Genomic DNA, 20,847 nt, shown 5'->3' on the forward strand with positions numbered 1-20,847 from the left:
AAAAAGAAAAGGATCTGAAGAATTAACTTCAGATCCTTTTTCGGTACCCGGAGCCGGGATCGAACCGGCACGGTTTCCCACTAGTGTTTGAGACTAGCGCGTCTACCAATTCCGCCATCCGGGCGGTCCGTTCAAACAAGTATTTCGTTGTTTGGAGTGATGCAAAGGTAGATATTCTTTTGATATATGCAAAATAAAAATACACCTTAGCAAGGAAATATCTGATTATGAATGATTTTATTTTTACATCAAATAAAATCATTCCTCAGAAAATATGCATCTGGTCTTCCAAGATCGCGCAGTGCGTACGATAACGTGAATCAAAATATCCCCAATGCTCATAAAAAGAAAGCTGATGCTTCCTTTTTATGTACGATTTTATAGACTCGCGATTTTCATCTCGGGATGTTTCTGTCCGTTATGGCAAGTTTTGCAGGAGATGGCTTTGATCTCCCCTTCTTTATCGTTTTTATGAAAGTATTTCTTATTGATTTTAGCAGTCATTTTCATCATATCGCGCGCGACATTTTTATGTTTATTTTCATCGCTGGCGAAATCCATTTTCTTAGGATCATCTTTTGAAGGGGCATGGCAAAATCCGCACTTTACGCCTAGGGATGCATTGAATTCATGCATAACTGCTTTCAATTGATCTGGAGTCGTATTTTTGGGCAATACTTTGAGGTTGGAAAACTTTTCTTCCTTTGGTTTTTCTTGATTTGGAATAAATGCACTCAAAGAAAGCGTCGCAGCAATGACTGCCGTGACCAAGCATAATTTCCGGTATTTAAAATTAATTTTCTTCATTTTTTTCTTCTTCTTTTAATAACTAAATGTAAGAAATGATGCGATCATAACCTACAATAAAATGAAATTAATATGACAATACAGGAGATTGTTACAAAATGTGCAAAAACAAGAAAAGCGACTCCAGACGGAATCGCTTTTCTTTGTTTATTTAATAGTGAGATTAGCTAATGAATAATAATTCGCGCAATTTTGGTAATGGCCATTTTTGGTCATCAACAATTTTCTCCAATTTGTTGACATGGTAACGGATATCATCAAAATAAGGCTTCACGATCTCATCATAAGCGATTGATTTCTCACGCATATCTTCGATCTGATTTGCTTTTTTACGCTCTTTACGCATCGCTTCCGCTTTTTCAAGAACCGTGTTTACATGTAAAGAGATACGCTCTAAGAAATTCCATTGTGAGCTATATGCTTCTTTACCTAAACCTAGGTCTTTCAAGCCTTGAACATTTTTGATCAATTCATTTTGGTAAATCAAACATGCAGGTGCGATTTGATTGTTAACGATTTCTTCAATAACACGTGCTTCGATCTGCAGTTTTTTATAGAAGTTTTCCAACAAAATTTCGTGACGTGCTTCACTCTCGCGTTTGGTATAGATACCTAGTCTTTCAAATAATTGAATCGTCTCTTCTTTAACGTAAACGTCTAATGCTTTAGGAGTAGATTTGATATTAGACAGACCTCTTGCTTCTGCTTCTTTCTCCCACTCTTCGCTATAGCCATTACCTTCGAAACGGATTGATTTTGAATCTTTGATGTATTTGCGAACAACATTAAGTAAAGCTAAATCTTTCTTGATTCCTTTTTTAATTTGTTTGTCAACTTCGGTTTTGAATTCAATCAATTGATTGGCTACAATAACATTTAAAACGGTCATTGGCAATGCTGAGTTTGCTGAAGAACCTACTGCTCTAAACTCAAATTTGTTACCTGTGAATGCGAATGGTGATGTACGGTTACGATCTGTATTGTCCAATCTCAATTCAGGAACTTTAGGAATACCGTGCCATAAGTTAGCTTCAGATTTTACTTTCTTAGCCACACGAGCTGATTCTACCTCTTCTAAAAGATCATCCAACTGTGATCCTAAGAAGATCGAGATAATAGCTGGAGGAGCCTCATTGGCACCTAAACGGTGATCATTACTTGCACTTGCAATAGAAGCACGTAGTAAGTCAGCATGCTCATATACGGCTTTGATGATATTGACAAAGAAGGTCAAAAACATCAAGTTGGTCTTAGGAGTTTTACCTGGGGATAATAAATTAACACCTGTGTTGGTAATTAATGACCAGTTGTTGTGTTTACCTGATCCATTGACACCGCTATAAGGCTTCTCATGCAATAATACTTTAAAGTGATGACGCAATGCAACTTGGTCCATCAGATTTTGTAATAATTGGTTATGATCGATGGCAAGATTCATCTCTTCGTACATCGGTGCACACTCAAACTGAGATGGCGCTACCTCATTGTGACGCGTTTTTAATGGAATCCCTAATTTTAAGGCTTCATTTTCCAAATCTACCATAAACGCTAAGACACGTTCTGGAATCGCTCCGAAATAATGATCATCTAATTGTTGTCCTTTGGCAGACATGTGACCAAATAAGGTACGGCCTGTCAATTGTAAATCTGGACGTGCATTATATAAAGAAAGATCTACTAAAAAATACTCTTGCTCAATACCTAAAGAAGCATTTACTTTCGTAATTTGTTTATCAAAGTATTGTGCAACATCTGTAGAAGCTTTGTCAATAGCACTTACAGCTTTTAACAATGGTGCTTTGTAATCCAGTGCTTCTCCTGTATAGGATACAAAAACTGTGGGAATACATAATGTCTTACCTGAACCTGTCTCATAAAGAAAAGCGGGTGATGAACTGTCCCAAGCCGTGTAACCGCGTGCTTCGAATGTGTTACGGATACCTCCATTTGGAAAACTTGACGCATCAGGCTCTTGTTGTACCAGAGCATCGGCCGTGAATTTCTCAATAGCCTCACCATTATCATCCGGCTCGAAGAAAGCATCGTGCTTCTCAGCTGTAGATCCTGTCAACGGTTGGAACCAGTGGGTATAATGTGTAGCACCATTAGATAGTGACCAGCTTTTCATGGCTTGTGAAATATGCTCTGCCAAATCACGAGAAATTGCAGATCCTTCCTCTATAGCTTGTGCTAACTCTTTGTAGGAGTTTTTAGGAAGATATTCTTTCATCTTCGCTATTGAAAAAACATTCTTGCCGTAAATTTCGGTTGCTTTTTTTGTTTCTACTTTTAGAGAAGCGTTTTTGCGTGATGCAGCTGCTTCAACAGATTGAAATCTTAAGTTAGACATTATATGATTCAGATTTTAAGTTTTTAATACCCTTGTTTTGATTTTTCATCAAATTACTTTGTAAAAATATGTTGTTTTCAATAAAAATTGAAATTTTTTTTGATTTTTTTATTAAAAACCTTCAACAAATAAAATAAGCGATAAAAAAAAGAGCTTATTTGTAACAAATAAGCTCTTTTTTAATATTAATCTACGGAAAATCCCCAATCTATTCCTTTTTCTTTGGCAGGAATTCCTGACTTCAACCATTTTGGTGCAGGAGCACCTTTCAAATAATGATCAAAAAACTGTTGCTCTCGTATTTGGATATCTTTTCGATTCTGTCTTAACAACAAATTATGTTCATCACCGTTGTAATTTAACATCCAAACCGGTTTCTGTAAACGACGCAATGCCGTAAACATTTCTATACCTTGATACCATGGCACTGCTCCATCATTATCATTTGCCATAATAACGACAGGCGTTTTGACTTTATCTAGATGGAAAAGCGGTGAATTGGCCAAGTAAGCATCTTGGGCTTCCCACAACGTTTTACCTATTCTACTTTGCGTATTTTCATACTGAAATTGTCTTGACATACCGGTTTGCCAACGGATACCGCCATAAGCTGAGGTCATATTTACAACTGGTGCACCTGCCCATGCTGCAGCATACATATCTGTTGCCGTGATGAGATGCGCCACCTGATAGCCTCCCCAACTTTGTCCTTGAATACCCAATTTGGAAGAATCAACCCAGCTATTCTGTGCCAGATGCTTCATACCCGAATTGATATATTCTTCAGCTGATTTCCCCGGTTGTCCTGTTACATAAGAAATATCTGGTGCAAAAACCAAATACCCATTGCTCACGAAATATGGGATATTCAAACGAGATGGTGTCGGTGCAGGGGCTTGATAATTGTACAAGCCGTCTGTTAACTTTTCGTAGAAATAAGCAATAACAGGGTATTTCTTGTTGGGATCAAAATCTTCGGGTTTATACAGAATTCCTTCTGCTTGATGACCTGCTGGTGTCGACCATTGTACCAACTCTGCTGTTCCCCAATTGTAATTGGCCTGTTGCGGATTTAACGCTGTCAATTGCTCTTCCTTTTTAAAGGTATTGTTATTCACATATAAATCAGGACTATGAACATAATCTTCTTTTGTATAGATGAATTGCTTTTGGTCGTCAGATGCTTGAAGGTTTCTAAAAACGTGAGGTGCCATCATGATCACTTTCGGATCTTTACGTTTTCCACGCATTTCATAAAATCCGTTTTCCTTCGTTTTTTCGTTAAAAGCAGTCAGAATCACACGTTGACGCTCATCGAGTGTGTTTGATTTCCATTTACTAGTTTGCGTATGGTCCAAATTCTTATAACGCAATACTGTACTTGATGCACGACCGTATCCGTTTGTCGCCAGATATTTATCAGATCCATCTAAGGCAAAATACCAGATATCAAATTTATCGTAGAGATATACCCCTTTGCCGTTAGCTCCCCACGCAGCCATACCATAACCGCTAGGTTTGGCCGGCATATCGTTATCTTCATCGACAAAAGATACTGGAAGACCATCATTTAATACGATGACTTTCTTTGAAGCAATCTGATAGGAGTACCAATTGCCATTGTCTTGGTTGAAGTAAAGTACATACTGTGCATCAGGAGATAAAACCGCCTGTCCAGATAAGTTTTCAGCGACCAATTGACGAGCTCCTGAAACAGTTGACACGACATATACATCTTGCTTGCTGCGATAATCCCACTGTGTTTGGACTCTTCTACCAAAATCCGTGGTTGCCAACACATACTCTTGATCTGCTTCAACGGTTGTCCGTACTGGATTGAATTTGTCATCTACTAAAGGGATAACTCGGTTTCCCTGCTGCGGATAAAATACACTTAAATAACTTTGTGCAAGATCTTTTTTTAAGTTTACCAATTGCTGCGGCTGCAGGTAGTCGTCCTGCCAATGCCAGACATCTACTTTCGCATGCTCAAAATCAACTAATGTGGTGTCTCTGACACGTGGTATAGGAGCCAAACCTAAAAATAGCTTTTGACCATTTTTACTGAATTTTAAATCTCCGTCGCCACTTACAGCCCAATTCGCAGGTACTCCTGTGGTATTTTTTTGAACAGCAATACGTGCTGTATCCAATTGGGCGGTATAATAATAGAGATTAAAATCCTTGACCAACGATTTTTCTGCACTTCTATCGCCTAAATAGGCCAATTGATTTCCGAAGTCATCAAAAGTAAAGTTCTTATACGTACCACGACCATTTGTGATCTTTTTAAGGGTTTTATTCGTCAGATCATATAAATAAACGCCCGCGATATTGGAAGTTGAGTCTTTTGCTTCTGCTTTTTTGGTAAAAACAAGTTTATCTCCTGCCTTATTAAAATCGTACTGATCGACCTGCTGAAAATTAAGGGTATCACCCGTCGCTAAATCAAAAAGATGTAAAGTACTGATCTTAGTTGTTTTTTTAGTCTTTGACGCGGTTGTATCTGCAGGTGCAGTTGTTTTTCCGTCAGTCAAAAAACTGAAATATCCACTAGCCTCTTCTGCCAGTTTGTATGATTTAACATCCGCGTACTTGGTCAGTTTTCCTGTTGCTATCGCATACACAGCAAGAGAATCTTTCGGCATATCTTCTGCCTTCTTTTTCTTGATCTTTGCCTGGCGTGTATCGACAAACTTAGGCTTTATTAATGAAATGATATGTTTTTCATCGCGCGTTAGACGGGCATTATAGCCTCGCGGTAAGGAAAATACGGCTTTATTTAAATTATCTTTTACATAGAAATTGCCATCCCCTTCTTGAGGGATAACCTGAAATGATATGTATTGACCACTTACACTTATTTCACTGGCACTCAAACTTTGCCAACTATCATAGACGGTATGATCCAGTGGTTTCTTTTGGGCTAATAATGCTGTCCCATGCATTGCAAACAATCCTATAAGAATGATTTTTTTATTCATTATTTATCACTTATATTAATACTCTAATTCAAAAACTGCAAATTATCTATTTAAATTCAAATTTAGCAGTTTTTTTGGTATCATGATTGCTACATATGTAATCTGTATAAGTACAAATAACCTTATTAGAATAGCTGATTATGAAATACAATCCAATCATCATTGCCCTCATTGCAGGTATTGTCATTATTGTTGCGGCATGTCTTTTTAGCAACGCCTATCGCTATAAATTTAAGTCATCGCAAACGATCACCGTAAACGGAAACGCAAAGAAAGATTTTGAGTCTGATTTAGTAAAATGGAACGCAAGTTATAGTCGCAAAAATTTTGATCTAAAAATCGCCTCTGATCAGCTTGCTGAAGATCGGGAATTAGTACGTAAATTTTTGATCGCTCAAGGACTGAAATCCGAAGAGATTAGATTTGAAGCGGTTAATATCATTAAGGACTTTGAATACCATACGGATGGTAAGGGAACGAGTTATAATACGTTTTCAGGTTATACCTTGTCGCAGACCGTTGGTGTTGAGTCACGTGATCTTAATAAGGTTGACAATGCATCTCGTGAAATCTCTACCTTGATCTCGCAGGGATTGGAATTAAGCTCCAGCACTCCCAATTACTATTATTCTAAGTTAGAAGATTTAAAACTGGAACTTATTTCTCAAGCTTCTAAAAATGCCCATCAGCGTGCTGCAAATATTGCAGCAGAATCGGCTTCTTCTTTGGGACAATTAGTGAAGGCTGATCTTGGCGTATTTCAGATCACCGGTCAAAACGATAATGAGGAATTTTCATATGGAGGAGCCTTCAATACCACCTCTAGAAAGAAGACAGCAAATATTACGGTCAAAGCGAGCTATCTGCCCCAGTAACCATTGTCAAATCAAAAGGTACACCTGACGGTGTGCACTGATCTAAAAAAAATTATTTCATCATAAAAACCAAGCAACAACTTATTTACCAAGCGAATAACGTTACAATCAAGAGATAAATAGTCTTTCAAGATAAAAATAAGCGGGTATTGATTAAACCTATAGCTTAATTATCATTCCAATCCTCTATAATAAACAGGATAAAAAACGAGAGATATGAAAAAGTTAATGTTAAAAACAGGAATGGTCGTTGCTACTTTATTGATATCTATATCTGCTATGGCGCAAACATTACTTAAACAGGACACTCATGTGTTTCCTGCTCCAGAAAAAGGCATGGTCAAATATGTTATCGAAGTGCCTCATGCTGGAATAGCTGCTGATAACAATAAAAAAATTGAGTTTTTTGCGGGTAAATATGTGGAGACGGATGCGTGCAATAGTTATTTTCTCGCAGGAGAATTTGAGAAGAAAGATTTGGAGGGTTGGGGATATCATTACTATGTATTCAAAACAGATGGGAATGTTGGGATGACTAAAATGCTATGTCAAGGTGAAAAAAAGAATACTTTTGTGCAAGCTCCATCGGTGATGACGGAATATAATGGTAGAATGCCAATCGTCATTTATGCTCCGGAAGGTTATGAAGTAAAGTTTAAAATTTATAAGGCAGAACCTGAAACCTATCAAGCGGCGGAGGTTACTGTTAAAAGTACAAAATAGTTTGATGGGATATAAGAATCGCTCTTCAATTTAAATTGAAGAGCGATTCTAGTTTAATAAGAGCCTTGTTTAAATGGTTATTTTAAAAATTTGCGCAAGGTAGAAAGTGTAAAATCTGTTTTCGTTTCATCTGAAAGTTTTCCGGTTAAAGCCCCAATTTGATAATCACTGAAACCAATCGTATTGGTCCCAAAAGTCTCTAAATTCATATTTTTCAAATACCTTCCCTCATTTTCACCAGTAAAATAAACCTGTGAATCTTTAGCTTTAATTTGGACACTTTCATAATTTTGTTTTGCAAAATTAACATTGGAACTATCTAAATCAACATATAAGTGTTTTAAACTTGATGAAACTTGTTGATTTTGCTGTCCATTATTGATTGCAAATTCGGAATGTTTTAGTATAAAATTAAAATTATTGATTTCTGTTCCATCATTGATGATAAATCCTGAAACATGGTTTCCTACGATCGTTAATTCATCCTGCTTGGTCGAAAACTCATTAACCATCAAATCTTTTATATCTATCTCTTGTAGATTTGGTGTGAAAATATAGATGGGAACATTAATTAAATTATCAGAATTATGAAATTTTATATTTAACTCGGCATGATCATTAGATGATATTGTTAACCGTTCGGCATCGGATTTTGCAATTTTAACAGCATACTTATCACTTTTAACAATAAATAATTTTATAGATATAACATAGTTTAAACTATCATTTCCCGTAATGCTGATCTTTTTAAAATCATTTCCTTTAACTGTTTTGAGATACGTATCTTTTGTATTGGGATCGGTTCCCTCTTGACGAAGAATATCCTCGTACACTTTTGTGTCCACTCGATTATGGCCAACAATATAAGAAGTGGTGACTATAGGAATAATAAATAATGCTATCCCCAAGCCTATCAATATTTTACTACTCAGTTTCATAATTCGTTATTTTTAAAATTTTGTTCGATAAAAGATTGATACCGTTGCTTGAGTTCATCTAAACTAATTTCCAATAAATAGATATTTCTAAAAAACGGATTGAGATCTTCTTCTAAAAAAACGGCTTTGCGATATGCCTTTACATTTTCTACCGATGTACCGGTCACAAAAAATCCAACTCCTCGTTTATTGACAACAATTTCTTTTTGTTGCAGCAGATCATAAGTGCGCATCACGGTATTTGGATTTACTTCCAATTGTACGGCAAGTTCACGTACCGAAGGCAGCTTATCCTCCACTTTCCAAGTCCCCAGCAGAATATGATCACATACATACGCTGCTATCTGGAGATAAATGGCTTTATTAGCATTAAAATCCATCTTAAACCTCCTTTTCCTTTAATTTCAAAAATGCTAAACTTAAAAATATCAATGATAAAATAATTCCTATTCCGAAGAAGAGCTGAAATACATGAACTTCATCTTGAAAATAATTACCGTTCTCGAGTCCAATTGTATTATTCGTGGTTAGTTTCATCACATAAACAAATGTGATCATCCAAATGGCGACATACACGATCATAGTAATGGCTGTTTTAATGTATTGATAATTTTGATAAGCGATAGATCCCAGTAAGAATATTCCGTTTAACAAAATAGGTAAAAAGTAAAAATAATGCAGGAAGTCCCATTTTTTCAATTCAAAGAAATAGGTTAGGTTTTCACGTGTCACTTTCTCCCCCGATAGTAAAATTTCAGTTGTGGTATAGGTTCCAAAACTTTTCAAATAAGATACAAATGCTAGATCGACTAAAAAGAAGAGTAAGATATAAGCCGAAATACTGACAACAATAGTATAAAATAATGCCGAAAGAAATTTTTCTACCTGCGAAGCCGGAATCATCAATTCAAAAATAGCCTTAGTCTTCTGTCCCAAATCAGAAAAATAACTGCTCGATATGATCGTAACAAAAAACAATCCTAAAAGATAAAATAAAGGTTGTCTAAAAGTCAAAACGCTAGCCATCAGCTGTGGATTAGTTTTCAAATCTTCATAACTCATACTGATACTAAATCCATAAAAAGCAATAAAGATTCCAGCAATGATCACTATCGACATCATATAGATTTTACCCACAGCAATCCATTGCCGGCGGATCAATGCACATAAGCGATTAAAATTAAATACGTTCGACATCTTCTGTAACGTTTAAAAGGTTTGTAATCAATTCTTTTTTCTGTAAAACGGCATTAAACAAGAGTTCGAGATCTAATTTAGAATCGTCGCCCAATGTATTCAGCTCTATCGTATTATAGCCCCCTATTGCGGGTTCTGAATAGAGCACATCGTCACTTAACTCCCGCACTTTTTTGAAACTGATCCGATCTGTAATGATATTCACATCTGCATTCAAGACCACACGATGTTCATCCAGTAGGATAACCGCATCGATCAGGTTGTCAAGATCACGTACCTGGTGGGTTGAAATAATAACACAGCGTTCGTCCGATATCGCTGAAGCCATAATCTTACGAAATTGTACTTTTGAAGGAATATCCAGTCCATTGGTCGGTTCATCCATAATCATGATTTTGGTATTGGAAGCCAAACCAAATGATATAATGTATTTTTTCTTCTGCCCATAGCTCATGTTGGCCAACTTTTGTTCGATCGGAATCTCAAACTCCTGGATCAGCTGCTGAAAATACTGATGATCAAATTTGGGGTAAAAGACGGCATTCGCCTTTACAAAAGTGGCGGATTTCACTGCAGGTAAATGAAATTCCTCAGGAATAAAACTGATTTCCTGAAGCAGAGCAGGTTCGCGATGGCAGGGATTATAATGTAACACTTCAATCGTACCACTGACAGGATAGACCAAACCGGCCATATTCTTAAGTAAGGTTGACTTGCCTGCTCCATTTTTCCCCAACAAACCATAAATATGTCCTTCTTTTAATGTTAAGTCCATATTTTTAAATAATGGTCGCGTTTTGCTGTAGCTGAAATTTAGGTTTTTAATAGTTATCATACTACTGTATTATTTAATTAATACACTAATATAGAAAGGAAAATTTAAAAAGCAATTTTTTTATTATTATATTTTTTCATCACCCATGAATTGCACGCCATTAAAGTTCATTTTTGATCCATAAACCATATCAAACAAAAAGACCGATTATCCATTATACATGGATAATCGGTCTTTAAAAACCTACTTTCACAAAACTACTCACATATTTTAAGAATCATGGCAGATGCTCCTCCGCCACCATTACATATCGCTGCTAATCCATATTGTCCACCTTCTTGTTGCAGCACACTTGTTAAGGTTACTAGAATTCGTGCACCTGAACAGCCTAAGGGATGTCCTAATGAAACTGCTCCACCGTAAACGTTTATTTTTTCCAAGGAAATATCCAGTATCCGTGCATTTGCCAATGCCACAACGGAGAATGCTTCATTGAATTCAAAGAAATCGATATCGTCCAAAGTCAGATTGGCTTTCTGTAGTACTTTTTTCACTGCCAGACTTGGTGTTGTGGTAAACCATTCGGGTTCTTGCTCTGCATCCGCATAGGCTATAATTTCAGCTAAAGGCTTTAAACCGAGTTCTTCCATTTTTTCGCCTGACATCAACAATAATGCTGCGGCACCATCACTTAATGTGGAGGCATTGGCAGCCGTGATGGTTCCTTCTTTCTGAAAAGCTGGTTTTAAGGTATATATTTTATCAAAATTAACTTGTGTGAATTCTTCATCCTGTTTTACAATCTGCTCACCTTTGCGCGTGGATATAGTAACGGGGGTCACTTCTTTATCAAACTTTCCTTGCTGCCATGCATCACGGCTTCGGGTATAAGAAGAGACGGCATATGCATCTTGTTCTTCTCGATTAACGCCATATTTAGCGGCACACAATTCGCCAAAAACACCCATGGCATCTTGAGAATAAGCATCACTGAGTCCATCTCGCTGTACACCATCGACCAAAGTTTGATTTCCATACTTCGCTCCCCAACGTGCAGCAGGTACATAATAAGGAACCCGGCTCATGCTTTCCATACCTCCTGCCAATACCGTTTCGGCATCGCCTAATAAAATAGCTTGCGCACCCAATGCCACCGCCTTCATGCCACTTGCACAAACCTTATTAATGGTAGTTGCGGGAATATGATCAGGTAGACTGGCATATTTCGCCACCTGCCGTGCTGGGGCCTGTCCCAGATCAGCCTGCAAAACACAGCCCATTAACACTTCATCGACTTCTGTTCCATCAACAGTGGCCTGTTGCAAAACAGCAGTTACAGCATAAGCGCCCAGCTCTGTTGAGCTCAAGGTGGATAGTCCTCCCCCAAAGCTTCCGATTGCTGTACGCTGTGCAGCGACAATAAATACTTTTTTAGTCATCGTTTATTATTTTGGTTATCTATGCTACTACCTTGTCCTGTGTAAGCCTGAAATCTGCATCGCGTGAATACAGATCGGTGTACACTTAAACATAAACTTTTAGGAGTAGCTCTATCATAAAGTTATGTTTAAAGGTACAAAAATAGTAAACAGTAAATCAACAGCTTAAGGAGATATTTTAATTTTACCTGAAAAATTGCTAAAAAAAGGCTAAAAACAAGCTAAAAACAGGGAACTAACTGTTTTAAAAAGAGTTTCACAAAATTTTAACCTTCAAATAAATGAAAAGATCATCTTTTTAATTTAATTTAGCTTCAAACTTATTTGGAACACTAAGTCCAAATTAAAGTATAACCAATATAACTTAATAGCATATGCAAGCAACACAATTAACCGTTGAGCATCACGTATTCCGCGAAAGTTTAAAAGCATTCATCCGCAAAGAAATCCTCCCCCATATCGATCAATGGGAAGAGGAAGGAAAAATCGATCGTTCTATTTGGAAAAAAATGGGCGATATGGGCTTCACAGGACTCAATTATCCGGAAGCTTATGGCGGACTTGATTTGGATTTCTATTATTCGATGATTTTGTGCGAGGAGCTTTCTCATTGTTTTTCTGGAGGATTTACCATTACGGCATTGGTGATCCAGTATATGTCGGCTCCTTACTTATTGAAGTACGCGTCTGAAGAATTAAAAGAAAAATATTTAAAAGGGGTTATTGCTGGAGATCTGATCAGCGCTGTAGCCATCACTGAACCAGGGGCGGGATCCGATGTGCAAAAAATAAAAACAACTGCGATCCGTGAGGGAGATCATTACATGATCAATGGTTCTAAGACTTTTATTACGAACGGTTTTTATGGTGATTTTTTTATCACCGCGGTAAAGACTGATCCGAGCAAGGGAAGTAAGGGTATCAGTTTAATTTTGATCGATCGCCATGCGGCTGGTGTGAGTGCTACCAAAATCAACAAAATGGGATGGCACGCTTCGGATACTGCTGAATTGGGTTTTGATCAAGTCAAAGTACCGGTATCGCACTTGATTGGAGAAGAAGGTGCTGGTTTTAGTTATTTAATGGATGGATTGCAACTGGAACGTCTTACGGCTGCGATTCATAGTATCTCCACTGCTGACTCGGCTCTTGCCTACACGATGGAGTATATCAATAAAAGAGAAGCTTTCAAACAAAAGATTCAGGATTTTCAAGTGGTCAGACATCGTGTAGCACAAATGGTCGCCGATATAGCGGTCACAAAAGCTTTTATCTATTCATGCTGTGACTTACAACAGTCGGGAATGTATGCGGTTAAAGAATGTTCAATCGCTAAACTACAAGCTAGTGAACTCGCGGTTCGTGTCGTGAACCAATGTTTTCAATTTTTTGGCGGATATGCTTTTACAGAAGATTATAAAATAGCTCGCTTGTACCGTGATGTTCGCGTAGGTACGATTATCGGTGGTACTTCTGAGATCATGCTGGAAATCATTGCTAAAATGACCATTGATAAGGTCAACTATCAACAACAAGCTAGCACGCCTATTGCTTCAAATTAATTTCGAGATCGATCGTTTAGATCGATTTTTTACATAAATGATTATTATGGACATTGTGAAAAATATCAGCTTCATGCATTTCCAGAGCGAAAAAGATGACAAAGGAATGGTATTCATCAGCCCGATTCATACGGCCGATACCAATCAAGGGGAATGCCTTGATCTTTTGGAAGAATTTGTTGCTGTTATGACAAAAAATATCGAAGATGCAGAGGTGACAGGAATAGTCTTCAACACCCCCCGTGGTCAACAAGCCATCGACTACGAAGCATTGCTGAACCAAGCAAAAGAAGGATCTCTCCTTAAAAAGCGCTTGACCAAGCTGGTCATGAGCTGGAACCAGCTACAAGAACAGGGTAAGCCTATCGTGGGGATCATCTTGGATGATAGTCAAAGCTTTCAACTTTCGGCGATGCTCTGGGCACATTATCGCATTGCTTTAGGACAGGTAAAATTGGGGTTTCCAGAAATTAAACTAGGGCTATTTCCAGGATTGGGAGCTACCGTACTGGCTACGCAACTACTTCCGTTAGATGCTGCATTGTCTTTATTGACACAAGGGAATAACATAACAGCTGGACAAGCAAAATCGATAGGACTTATTGACGAAATCGCATCCGATAAAGACGCTGCACTACAGCTTGCGCGAGCATGGATCCTCGATCCTGTAAACTGTGCGAAGTCAAGTACAAAAAGTATCTGGGACGAAGAACTTTGGCATCAACTAGCTGACCCTATTAGAAAACGGTATGCTCTCAGCCCAAACATCGCATGTTGTCTACAAGTAATGGATAAGAGTACAGCAATTTCAAAAAGGGAGGCGCTAGAACTTGAAATTGAAAACTATATCAAGGTCCTCCAAGATCCAATAACATGGAGTATCATCCGCACACAACATGTTGCTGTTCAAGAAGCGATCAGTTCCTCCGGACCTGTAGACAACAGTGCCTACACCGTAAAAAAAATAGCGGTGCTGGGTGCGGGGATGATGGGATCTGGAATTGCTTTTGAAGCCGCTCGGGCAGGTATTGATGTCATCTTGAAAGACGTGACCATACATCAGGCGGAACAAGGAAAAGCATATGCTGAGAAAGTATCGTCTAAATGGGTAGAATTGGGAAGAATGGATGAGGAAAAAAGACAGGTACTCCTTTCCCGTATCCATCCTACAGATCAGCTCGACAATTTTGGTGAAGTGGATCTCATTGTCGAAGCTGTATTTGAAGATAAGAAACTCAAAGCTGCAGTGAGCATTGAAACACTTCCTTTCCTGAGCAAGGAAGGATTTTTTGCATCCAACACGACCTCTCTACCCATCAGTGAATTGGCATTGGTCAGTCCTAAGCCAGAAAACTTTATTGGTCTGCATTTCTTTTCACCGGTAGATCGTATGGCTTTAGTGGAGGTCATTAAAGGAAAAAAAACGAGTGAAGAGACCTTGGCTAAAGCGTTAAAAGTCGTGCGCAAACTGGATAAGATTCCGATTATTGTCCATGATGGTCCCGCATTTTTTACTTCCCGTATTTTTTTTAATTATTTATTGGAAGCTGTCACAATGTTGCTAGAGGGTATTCCAGCGGCATTGATTGATGAACAAGCAAAACATGCAGGATTTGCGGTAGGGCCGCTTGCAGTACTTGATGAAATTTCCTTAGCGCTGATGCTACATGTGTATGATCAGTTGCCACAACTGCACCCTAGCCAAAAACGGTGTTACCATTATTTGGAGACACTGGTAGAGGCTGGACGAAATGGTCGAAAATCGGGTAAGGGTTTTTACGATTACGATATGGGATCTGGAAAAAAAACAATCTGGCAGGATGCTACCCTACCCAAATTGGACACCTTACCAAAACTAGAAACCATACAAAATAGGTTGTTGCACGTGATGTCACTCGATAGTTACCGATGCTTAATAGAGGGTGTACTGGATCGTCCCATAGATGCCGATGTTGGTGCAACCCTGGGTATAGGATATCCTGTACAGACGGGTGGTGTATTTGGTCATATGGATCAGGTAGGCCTTCAGCAATTTGTGAAGGACTGTCAAACTTTTGCACATTTAGGTGAGCAATGGATCATTCCAGAATCTCTGGAGGAGCTAGCAAAAGAAAATTATAAATTTTACTCAGGACTACAGTCAAATTGGCCTGTTGAAAACAAAAACTGATGTATTCAAAAAAAGCCTGCTTGTTCATTTGATAAGCAGGCCTTTTTTATGGACGATAGTGATCTAATAACGCAGTGACTAGTGACGCAGTAACAAAGTGATTAGTAACGCAGTGACTATAGTGACCAGTAACGCAGTAACAAAGCGAATTCCTAACTTTCTAACACTATAACCTTCTAACCTGTTAACTTTCTAACCTTATTTCATCATCAAATCAACGACCTGATTGACATCCATATCAATAAAGGTATCGTAGTCCAATGTTGCATTTAAGATCTGTTTTTGTTGCTTATCTGCAAAGATACGGGCTAAATTAATTTTATATTTTTCAATTAGTTTAGGAATTCCTTCATCGCGACGACGGGGATGGCCTATTGGATATTCAACCAGAACCTCCGCGAGCACGGTACCATCGTTGAGCGTGACCGTAAGTCCATTGGCAATGGCTCTCTTTTCAGGATTATGGTAATCTTCCGTAAATTGAACATCTTCTACACAGCTCATTTTATCGCGCAATACATCGATACGTTGATCTGCTGCTACCTGATTTTCATAATCTTCAGCAGTCAGTCGACCAAATAACAAAGGTACTGCGACCATATATTGTATGCAATGATCCCGATCTGCAGGATTGTGCAGCGGTCCCTTCTTATCAATAATACGTATGGCTGCCTCATGGGTACGAATTTGAATATGGGCAATATCTGCTGCTGTTTTTCCGATAGCTTTTAACTGATCGTGCAATTGCATCGCTGCTTCAACTGCTGTCTGTGAGTGAAATTCGGCTGGAAAAGAAATCTTAAATAGGATATTTTCCATGACATAAGAGCCATAAGGCCGCTGAAATTTGAAAGCTTGTCCTTTGAAGGACACATCGTAAAATCCCCATACAGGTGCTGAAAGTACCGAAGGGTATCCCATCTCTCCCGTTTGAGCCATTAATGCCAACTTCACTGCACGAGATGTCGCATCACCGGCAGCCCATGATTTTCGGCTCCCTGTATTAGGAGCATGACGATAGGTACGCAATGCCTGCCCATCGACAAAGGCCAAAGAAATGGCATTGATCAACTCCTCGCGACTCAAACCCAACAATTTACCAACAACAGCGGTAGATGCCACTTTCACTAATATAACATGGTCTAAACCGACTTTATTAAAAGAATTTTCCAAAGCCAGCACACCTTGGATCTCATGTGCCATGATCATCGCTTCCAGCACCGCCTTTGTTTTCAATGGTTTTTCCCCATTAGCGATCCGTGTTCTGCTCAACCAATCTGCCGTAGCCAAGATCCCGCCCAAGTTATCCGAAGGGTGTCCCCACTCGGCAGCTAACCAGGTATCATTAAAGTCTAACCAGCGAATAATGGCACCGATATTAAAGGCCGCTTGAATCGGATCCAATTGATAGGAAGTGCCTGGTACTTTAGCCCCATGAGGGACTATGGTGCCCAGTACAACAGGTCCTAATAATTTGGTACAAGCGGGATAGGTCAACGCTTCAAAGCCACATCCCAGTGTATCTAAAAAACAGTAAAATGCGGTGTTCCATGCCACTTTACTTTCGACTTTATAATGCAGGACATAATCCGCAATATCAGCTAATACCTGATCAGCTTGCGGTCTGTCATTCGAAATTTGTGATGCCATTTTATTAAAAAAAACTATTAAGTGTATATATAAATTACCATACTAATCCTCAGATGCTATCGCCTATTTTACCGCTCGGAAAGAGGAACAAAAGGTCGATTTTCGGGACCTATGTAGTGCGCACTCGGTCGAATGATCTTACCATCTTGTCGCTGTTCAAATACATGTGCAGACCAGCCCGTAATCCGTGACAAGACGAATAAAGGGGTAAACATTTCAGTCGGAATGCCCATCAAATGGTAGGAAACCGCCGAATACCAATCCAGATTTGGAAACATTTTCTTTTCCTCCCACATCACTGATTCCAAACGTTCGGCAATAGCATAAAGTGTCATATCACCAGCTTCTTCGGAAAGCTCTTTAGCAATCTGCTTGATCACTTGATTGCGTGGATCAGAGATCGTATAAACAGGATGTCCGAAACCAATGATTACTTCTTTATTGGCTAACCGTTTTCGAATATCAGCTTCTGCTTCGTCAGCATCGGCATACCGGCTCTGTATTTCAAAAGCAACTTCATTGGCTCCGCCATGTTTTGGACCACGCAGTGCTCCGATAGCTCCAGCAATACTCGAATAAAGATCAGAACCAGTACCTGCTATCACACGTGCGGTAAAGGTTGAAGCATTAAACTCATGTTCGGCATAGAGATTAAGAGATACCTGCATCGCCCTGACCCATGATGCTGGCGGGGGAGTTCCATGTAAAAGATGTAAAAAATGTGCACCTAATGTTCCATCCGTGGTCTCCACATCGATCTCACGTCCATGCTGGCTAAAGTGGTACCAATATAGCAAAGCAGAAGCCATGGAGGCCATCAAACGATTGGCAATATCACGTGCTCCAGCAATGGGATGACTCTCTTTTTCGGGTTGAATACTCCCAAATACGGAAACATAGGTACGAAGCACATCCATGGCGTGCGCTGTAGTTGGCAATTGTTTTAATACTTTTTGTATCGCAATCGGCAACCCACGCTGGCTAATTAACTGCGCTTGATAAGTGGTGAGCTGAGCCTTGGTCGGTAAACTCCCATAAATCAACAAATACGCTACTTCTTCAAAACTAGCTTGTTCGGCAAGTTCCAAAATATCATAACCGCGGTAGTGCAAATCGTTACCACTTTTGCCAACTGTGCTTAACGCTGTATTGCCAGCTTCCACACCGGATAATGCCACGCTTTTCTTGGGTTTAAAACCCTTTTCATTTGTTTCTATCATCATGCTTACTATTGAACAATTGATCTAATCTATTTTCATATGCGTAATAATTAATGCTACGGTACAGTTCTTCCCGCGTCTGCATATGGGGTATTACAGCAGCTTGCGTACCATCTTGCCGTATATGTTGGTATACATTTTCAGCTGCCTTATTTGCAGCTCTAAAAGCAGAAAGTGGGTATAGAATAATGGAAACACCCACTTGGGATAATTCTTCTCGGGTGAACAGCGGCGTTTGACCAAATTCGGTGATGTTGGCCAAAATCGGAAGCTGGGTAGCATCGCTAAAGCTTTGATATTGCTGCAATTCATGGACAGCCTCTGCAAAAATAAAATCTGCACCTGCTTCTTTGTAGGCCACTGCCCTTTCCAGTGCGGCCTCCAGTCCTTCTGAGGCTAAGGCATCCGTGCGGGCACCAATGACAAAGGTTTGATCCGTTCTAGCGTCTACTGCAGCCTTGATACGATCGACCATTTCTGTTTTTGACACCAATTCTTTTCCCGGTCGATGGCCACAACGTTTTGCTCCAACCTGGTCTTCCATATGTACGGCCGCGGCACCAGCTTTTATCAAGGATTGAATAGTCCGCGCTATATTAAATGCCGATGGACCAAATCCAGTATCAATATCAACCAATAATGGCAGCGGGCATACATTGGTAATCCGTTGAACATCAACCAAGACATCTTCCAGTGTTGTGATCCCAAGGTCGGGAATTCCTAATGAACCAGCTGCTACACCCCCTCCTGATAAATAAATGGCTTGAAAGCCGGCCTGTTGAGCCAATAGCGCATGATTAGCATGGATAGCGCCAACTACTTGTAATGGTTTTTCATTCTTGATCGCTTCTCTAAAAAGAAGACCTGCGGTTTTTATCATATAATTGGATATTATAAAATTAGCGCGAAAGCCGAGCTGTGATGCATGACACCTATTTTATTATTTTTAGAGACTATTTTTCAGCAATTATAAGGTGCTCAATAACCTCCGTTTCTGCTAAAGATAAGAAAAATAAAACTTGAAAATGCAAATAACGAGGAGGAAATATCTTGAAATTGTATGCAATACACAGTGTAATCAAAAATACACAATAAGCTGATTCACAAAGCTTTTAAATGATTAAAATACGTAAAAAAAATAGATGGTAGTGAGGCTATAATTGGGGTTTATCAAAGCAAATTCAATTGAAGATCATAGAGAAGCGAACCCGATCATTGCTTCAACATCCAATCATTTTTCAATGGATCATTATCCATCTTAAAACCATTCGTTGAGCGCTCACCTTGTTGCGCTTATGCACAAACAGCACTGCAAAAACAATAAGTTGATCCCAGATTTTAAATCCGGTAACACATGAACGGTCAATAGACCAAATTTCTATTTTTAATGCGTGTATATTAGTTTTTTAGCTATTAAAAATTTTACAGTTAAAAATTAGAATGAAATTGCTGTAGCGGTAATTTGTAAGTTAAAACTAAAAGAAATTAAAACTTTTATTTTCTTTTACTGTTATATAATAAACAAGAATCGTTAATTATATAGAAAAACTTAAGACTCATGAAAAAATTAGCACTACTACTTACAATAATGGGGGGAATAGCTTTTGGTGCAAATGCTCAAAGAATCGAAACTATTCCACAAAGTTCAGCAGATGTTGGCACTGCTCCAATCAAAAAGGGTAACTGGATGGTCGGTGGTTCCTTGGCAAATCTCGGTTACAGTTTTGAAGGAAAAGCCTTTAATGTCAATGTACAACCAAGAGCTGGTTATTTTGTCTCGGATGGTATCGCTATTGGAGCTCAAGCTAACTTAGGTTTTATAGCTGTAAAAGATCATGATAATCAGTGGAATTATGGTATTGCACCGTTTGTACGCTATTACTTCCCAGAGGGATCATCTTCGTCAGGTCGCTTTTTCGGACAGGGAGATATCGGTATCGCGGGTAGCTCAGTCGGAAAAGGGGCATCGTTGGCCTTGGGTGCAAATCTCGGTTATGCGCACTTCATCACAAGAACAGTAGCACTAGAGGCGACTGTGGGCTATAATTACACAAAATCAAATGTAAACTTAGGCGAAAAAGCCTCAGGTCTGGGCGTAGGACTTGGTTTCCAAATCTACTTACCTGGACAGCGGTAGGTAACAGATTGCAGAAAGAA

The 20,847-nt window shown here is 38.9% G+C and carries 16 protein-coding genes and 1 tRNA gene; 5 read left to right on the forward strand and 12 right to left on the reverse strand.

What is annotated here, in order from left to right; all coding sequences use genetic code 11:
- Positions 1–44: 44 nt before the first annotated feature.
- The 4 genes from B3P23_RS15840 to B3P23_RS15855 form a co-directional block, all read right to left on the reverse strand.
- Positions 45–124: transfer RNA gene (locus B3P23_RS15840), tRNA-Leu, on the reverse strand.
- 254 nt (positions 125–378) lie between these two features.
- Positions 379–807: a c-type cytochrome gene (locus B3P23_RS15845; RefSeq protein ID WP_052627568.1), complete on the reverse strand. Its 429-nt coding sequence runs from the start codon at positions 805–807 to the stop codon at positions 379–381.
- A 163-nt stretch (positions 808–970) separates the two neighbouring features.
- Positions 971–3,157, reverse strand: a complete 2,187-nt coding sequence (locus tag B3P23_RS15850; protein ID WP_094772772.1) for a glutamine synthetase III — start codon at positions 3,155–3,157, stop codon at positions 971–973.
- Between the two features lie 185 nt (positions 3,158–3,342).
- Positions 3,343–6,141, reverse strand: coding sequence for an alpha/beta hydrolase family protein (locus B3P23_RS15855; RefSeq protein WP_293927925.1), 2,799 nt, complete (start codon positions 6,139–6,141; stop codon positions 3,343–3,345).
- A gap of 140 nt (positions 6,142–6,281) precedes the next feature.
- On the opposite strand from B3P23_RS15855, the gene B3P23_RS15860 reads away from it, so the two are divergent.
- Both B3P23_RS15860 and B3P23_RS15865 read left to right on the forward strand, forming a co-directional pair.
- The gene (locus tag B3P23_RS15860) at positions 6,282–7,016 is read left to right on the forward strand and encodes an SIMPL domain-containing protein (RefSeq protein ID WP_045755737.1); all 735 of its coding nucleotides are present in this window, start codon (positions 6,282–6,284) and stop codon (positions 7,014–7,016) included.
- Between the two features lie 216 nt (positions 7,017–7,232).
- A complete protein-coding gene (locus tag B3P23_RS15865) occupies positions 7,233–7,739 on the forward strand; it encodes an ecotin family protein (protein WP_248754419.1) in 507 nt (168 codons plus the stop codon).
- A gap of 77 nt (positions 7,740–7,816) precedes the next feature.
- Here B3P23_RS15865 and B3P23_RS15870 read toward each other — a convergent pair whose 3' ends face one another.
- From B3P23_RS15870 to B3P23_RS15890, 5 genes are all read right to left on the reverse strand, one after another.
- Positions 7,817–8,677 (reverse strand): hypothetical protein, encoded by an 861-nt coding sequence (locus B3P23_RS15870; protein WP_045755739.1) that lies wholly within the window; start codon positions 8,675–8,677, stop codon positions 7,817–7,819.
- Entirely contained in the window at positions 8,674–9,057 is a 384-nt protein-coding gene (locus B3P23_RS15875; protein ID WP_045755740.1) for a GntR family transcriptional regulator, read from the reverse strand. Before B3P23_RS15875 ends, B3P23_RS15870 begins: the two co-directional genes overlap by 4 nt.
- A 1-nt stretch (position 9,058) precedes the next feature.
- A complete protein-coding gene (locus tag B3P23_RS15880) occupies positions 9,059–9,874 on the reverse strand; it encodes a hypothetical protein (protein WP_293927930.1) in 816 nt (271 codons plus the stop codon).
- The gene (locus B3P23_RS15885) at positions 9,858–10,649 is read right to left on the reverse strand and encodes an ATP-binding cassette domain-containing protein (RefSeq protein ID WP_293927933.1); all 792 of its coding nucleotides are present in this window, start codon (positions 10,647–10,649) and stop codon (positions 9,858–9,860) included. The genes B3P23_RS15880 and B3P23_RS15885 overlap by 17 nt, the downstream gene beginning before the upstream one ends.
- Positions 10,650–10,906: 257 nt before the next feature.
- The gene (locus tag B3P23_RS15890; RefSeq protein WP_293927936.1) at positions 10,907–12,088 is read right to left on the reverse strand and encodes a thiolase family protein; all 1,182 of its coding nucleotides are present in this window, start codon (positions 12,086–12,088) and stop codon (positions 10,907–10,909) included.
- 374 nt (positions 12,089–12,462) lie between these two features.
- On the opposite strand from B3P23_RS15890, the gene B3P23_RS15895 reads away from it, so the two are divergent.
- Positions 12,463–13,650: an acyl-CoA dehydrogenase family protein gene (locus B3P23_RS15895; protein WP_248754425.1), complete on the forward strand. Its 1,188-nt coding sequence runs from the start codon at positions 12,463–12,465 to the stop codon at positions 13,648–13,650.
- A gap of 46 nt (positions 13,651–13,696) precedes the next feature.
- Positions 13,697–15,820, forward strand: coding sequence for a 3-hydroxyacyl-CoA dehydrogenase NAD-binding domain-containing protein (locus tag B3P23_RS15900; RefSeq protein WP_293927941.1), 2,124 nt, complete (start codon positions 13,697–13,699; stop codon positions 15,818–15,820).
- 198 nt (positions 15,821–16,018) lie between these two features.
- On the opposite strand, the gene B3P23_RS15905 is transcribed toward B3P23_RS15900, so the two are convergent.
- The 3 genes from B3P23_RS15905 to prpB form a co-directional block, all read right to left on the reverse strand.
- Complete coding sequence (locus B3P23_RS15905) at positions 16,019–17,470, reverse strand: bifunctional 2-methylcitrate dehydratase/aconitate hydratase (RefSeq protein ID WP_293927944.1); 1,452 nt, start codon at positions 17,468–17,470, stop codon at positions 16,019–16,021.
- 68 nt (positions 17,471–17,538) lie between these two features.
- Complete coding sequence (prpC, locus tag B3P23_RS15910) at positions 17,539–18,693, reverse strand: bifunctional 2-methylcitrate synthase/citrate synthase (protein WP_293927947.1); 1,155 nt, start codon at positions 18,691–18,693, stop codon at positions 17,539–17,541.
- The gene (prpB, locus tag B3P23_RS15915) at positions 18,674–19,570 is read right to left on the reverse strand and encodes a methylisocitrate lyase (RefSeq protein ID WP_293927950.1); all 897 of its coding nucleotides are present in this window, start codon (positions 19,568–19,570) and stop codon (positions 18,674–18,676) included. Before prpB ends, prpC begins: the two co-directional genes overlap by 20 nt.
- Positions 19,571–20,248: 678 nt before the next feature.
- Between prpB and B3P23_RS15920 the strand changes: the two genes are divergently transcribed.
- The gene (locus tag B3P23_RS15920; RefSeq protein ID WP_045752473.1) at positions 20,249–20,827 is read left to right on the forward strand and encodes a hypothetical protein; all 579 of its coding nucleotides are present in this window, start codon (positions 20,249–20,251) and stop codon (positions 20,825–20,827) included.
- Positions 20,828–20,847: the final 20 nt, after the last annotated feature.

This window comes from Sphingobacterium sp. UBA6320 (assembly GCF_002440335.1).
Classification (GTDB): Bacteria; Bacteroidota; Bacteroidia; order Sphingobacteriales; family Sphingobacteriaceae; genus Sphingobacterium.

Coding starts and splice junctions, on each gene's coding strand:
- B3P23_RS15845 (WP_052627568.1), bottom strand. CDS start 807: ATGAAGAAAATTAATTTTAAATACCGGAAATTATGCTTGGTCACGGCA.
- B3P23_RS15850 (WP_094772772.1), bottom strand. CDS start 3,157: ATGTCTAACTTAAGATTTCAATCTGTTGAAGCAGCTGCATCACGCAAA.
- B3P23_RS15855 (WP_293927925.1), bottom strand. CDS start 6,141: ATGAATAAAAAAATCATTCTTATAGGATTGTTTGCAATGCATGGGACA.
- B3P23_RS15860 (WP_045755737.1), top strand. CDS start 6,282: ATGAAATACAATCCAATCATCATTGCCCTCATTGCAGGTATTGTCATT.
- B3P23_RS15865 (WP_248754419.1), top strand. CDS start 7,233: ATGAAAAAGTTAATGTTAAAAACAGGAATGGTCGTTGCTACTTTATTG.
- B3P23_RS15870 (WP_045755739.1), bottom strand. CDS start 8,677: ATGAAACTGAGTAGTAAAATATTGATAGGCTTGGGGATAGCATTATTT.
- B3P23_RS15875 (WP_045755740.1), bottom strand. CDS start 9,057: ATGGATTTTAATGCTAATAAAGCCATTTATCTCCAGATAGCAGCGTAT.
- B3P23_RS15880 (WP_293927930.1), bottom strand. CDS start 9,874: ATGTCGAACGTATTTAATTTTAATCGCTTATGTGCATTGATCCGCCGG.
- B3P23_RS15885 (WP_293927933.1), bottom strand. CDS start 10,649: ATGGACTTAACATTAAAAGAAGGACATATTTATGGTTTGTTGGGGAAA.
- B3P23_RS15890 (WP_293927936.1), bottom strand. CDS start 12,088: ATGACTAAAAAAGTATTTATTGTCGCTGCACAGCGTACAGCAATCGGA.
- B3P23_RS15895 (WP_248754425.1), top strand. CDS start 12,463: ATGCAAGCAACACAATTAACCGTTGAGCATCACGTATTCCGCGAAAGT.
- B3P23_RS15900 (WP_293927941.1), top strand. CDS start 13,697: ATGGACATTGTGAAAAATATCAGCTTCATGCATTTCCAGAGCGAAAAA.
- B3P23_RS15905 (WP_293927944.1), bottom strand. CDS start 17,470: ATGGCATCACAAATTTCGAATGACAGACCGCAAGCTGATCAGGTATTA.
- prpC (WP_293927947.1), bottom strand. CDS start 18,693: ATGATGATAGAAACAAATGAAAAGGGTTTTAAACCCAAGAAAAGCGTG.
- prpB (WP_293927950.1), bottom strand. CDS start 19,570: ATGATAAAAACCGCAGGTCTTCTTTTTAGAGAAGCGATCAAGAATGAA.
- B3P23_RS15920 (WP_045752473.1), top strand. CDS start 20,249: ATGAAAAAATTAGCACTACTACTTACAATAATGGGGGGAATAGCTTTT.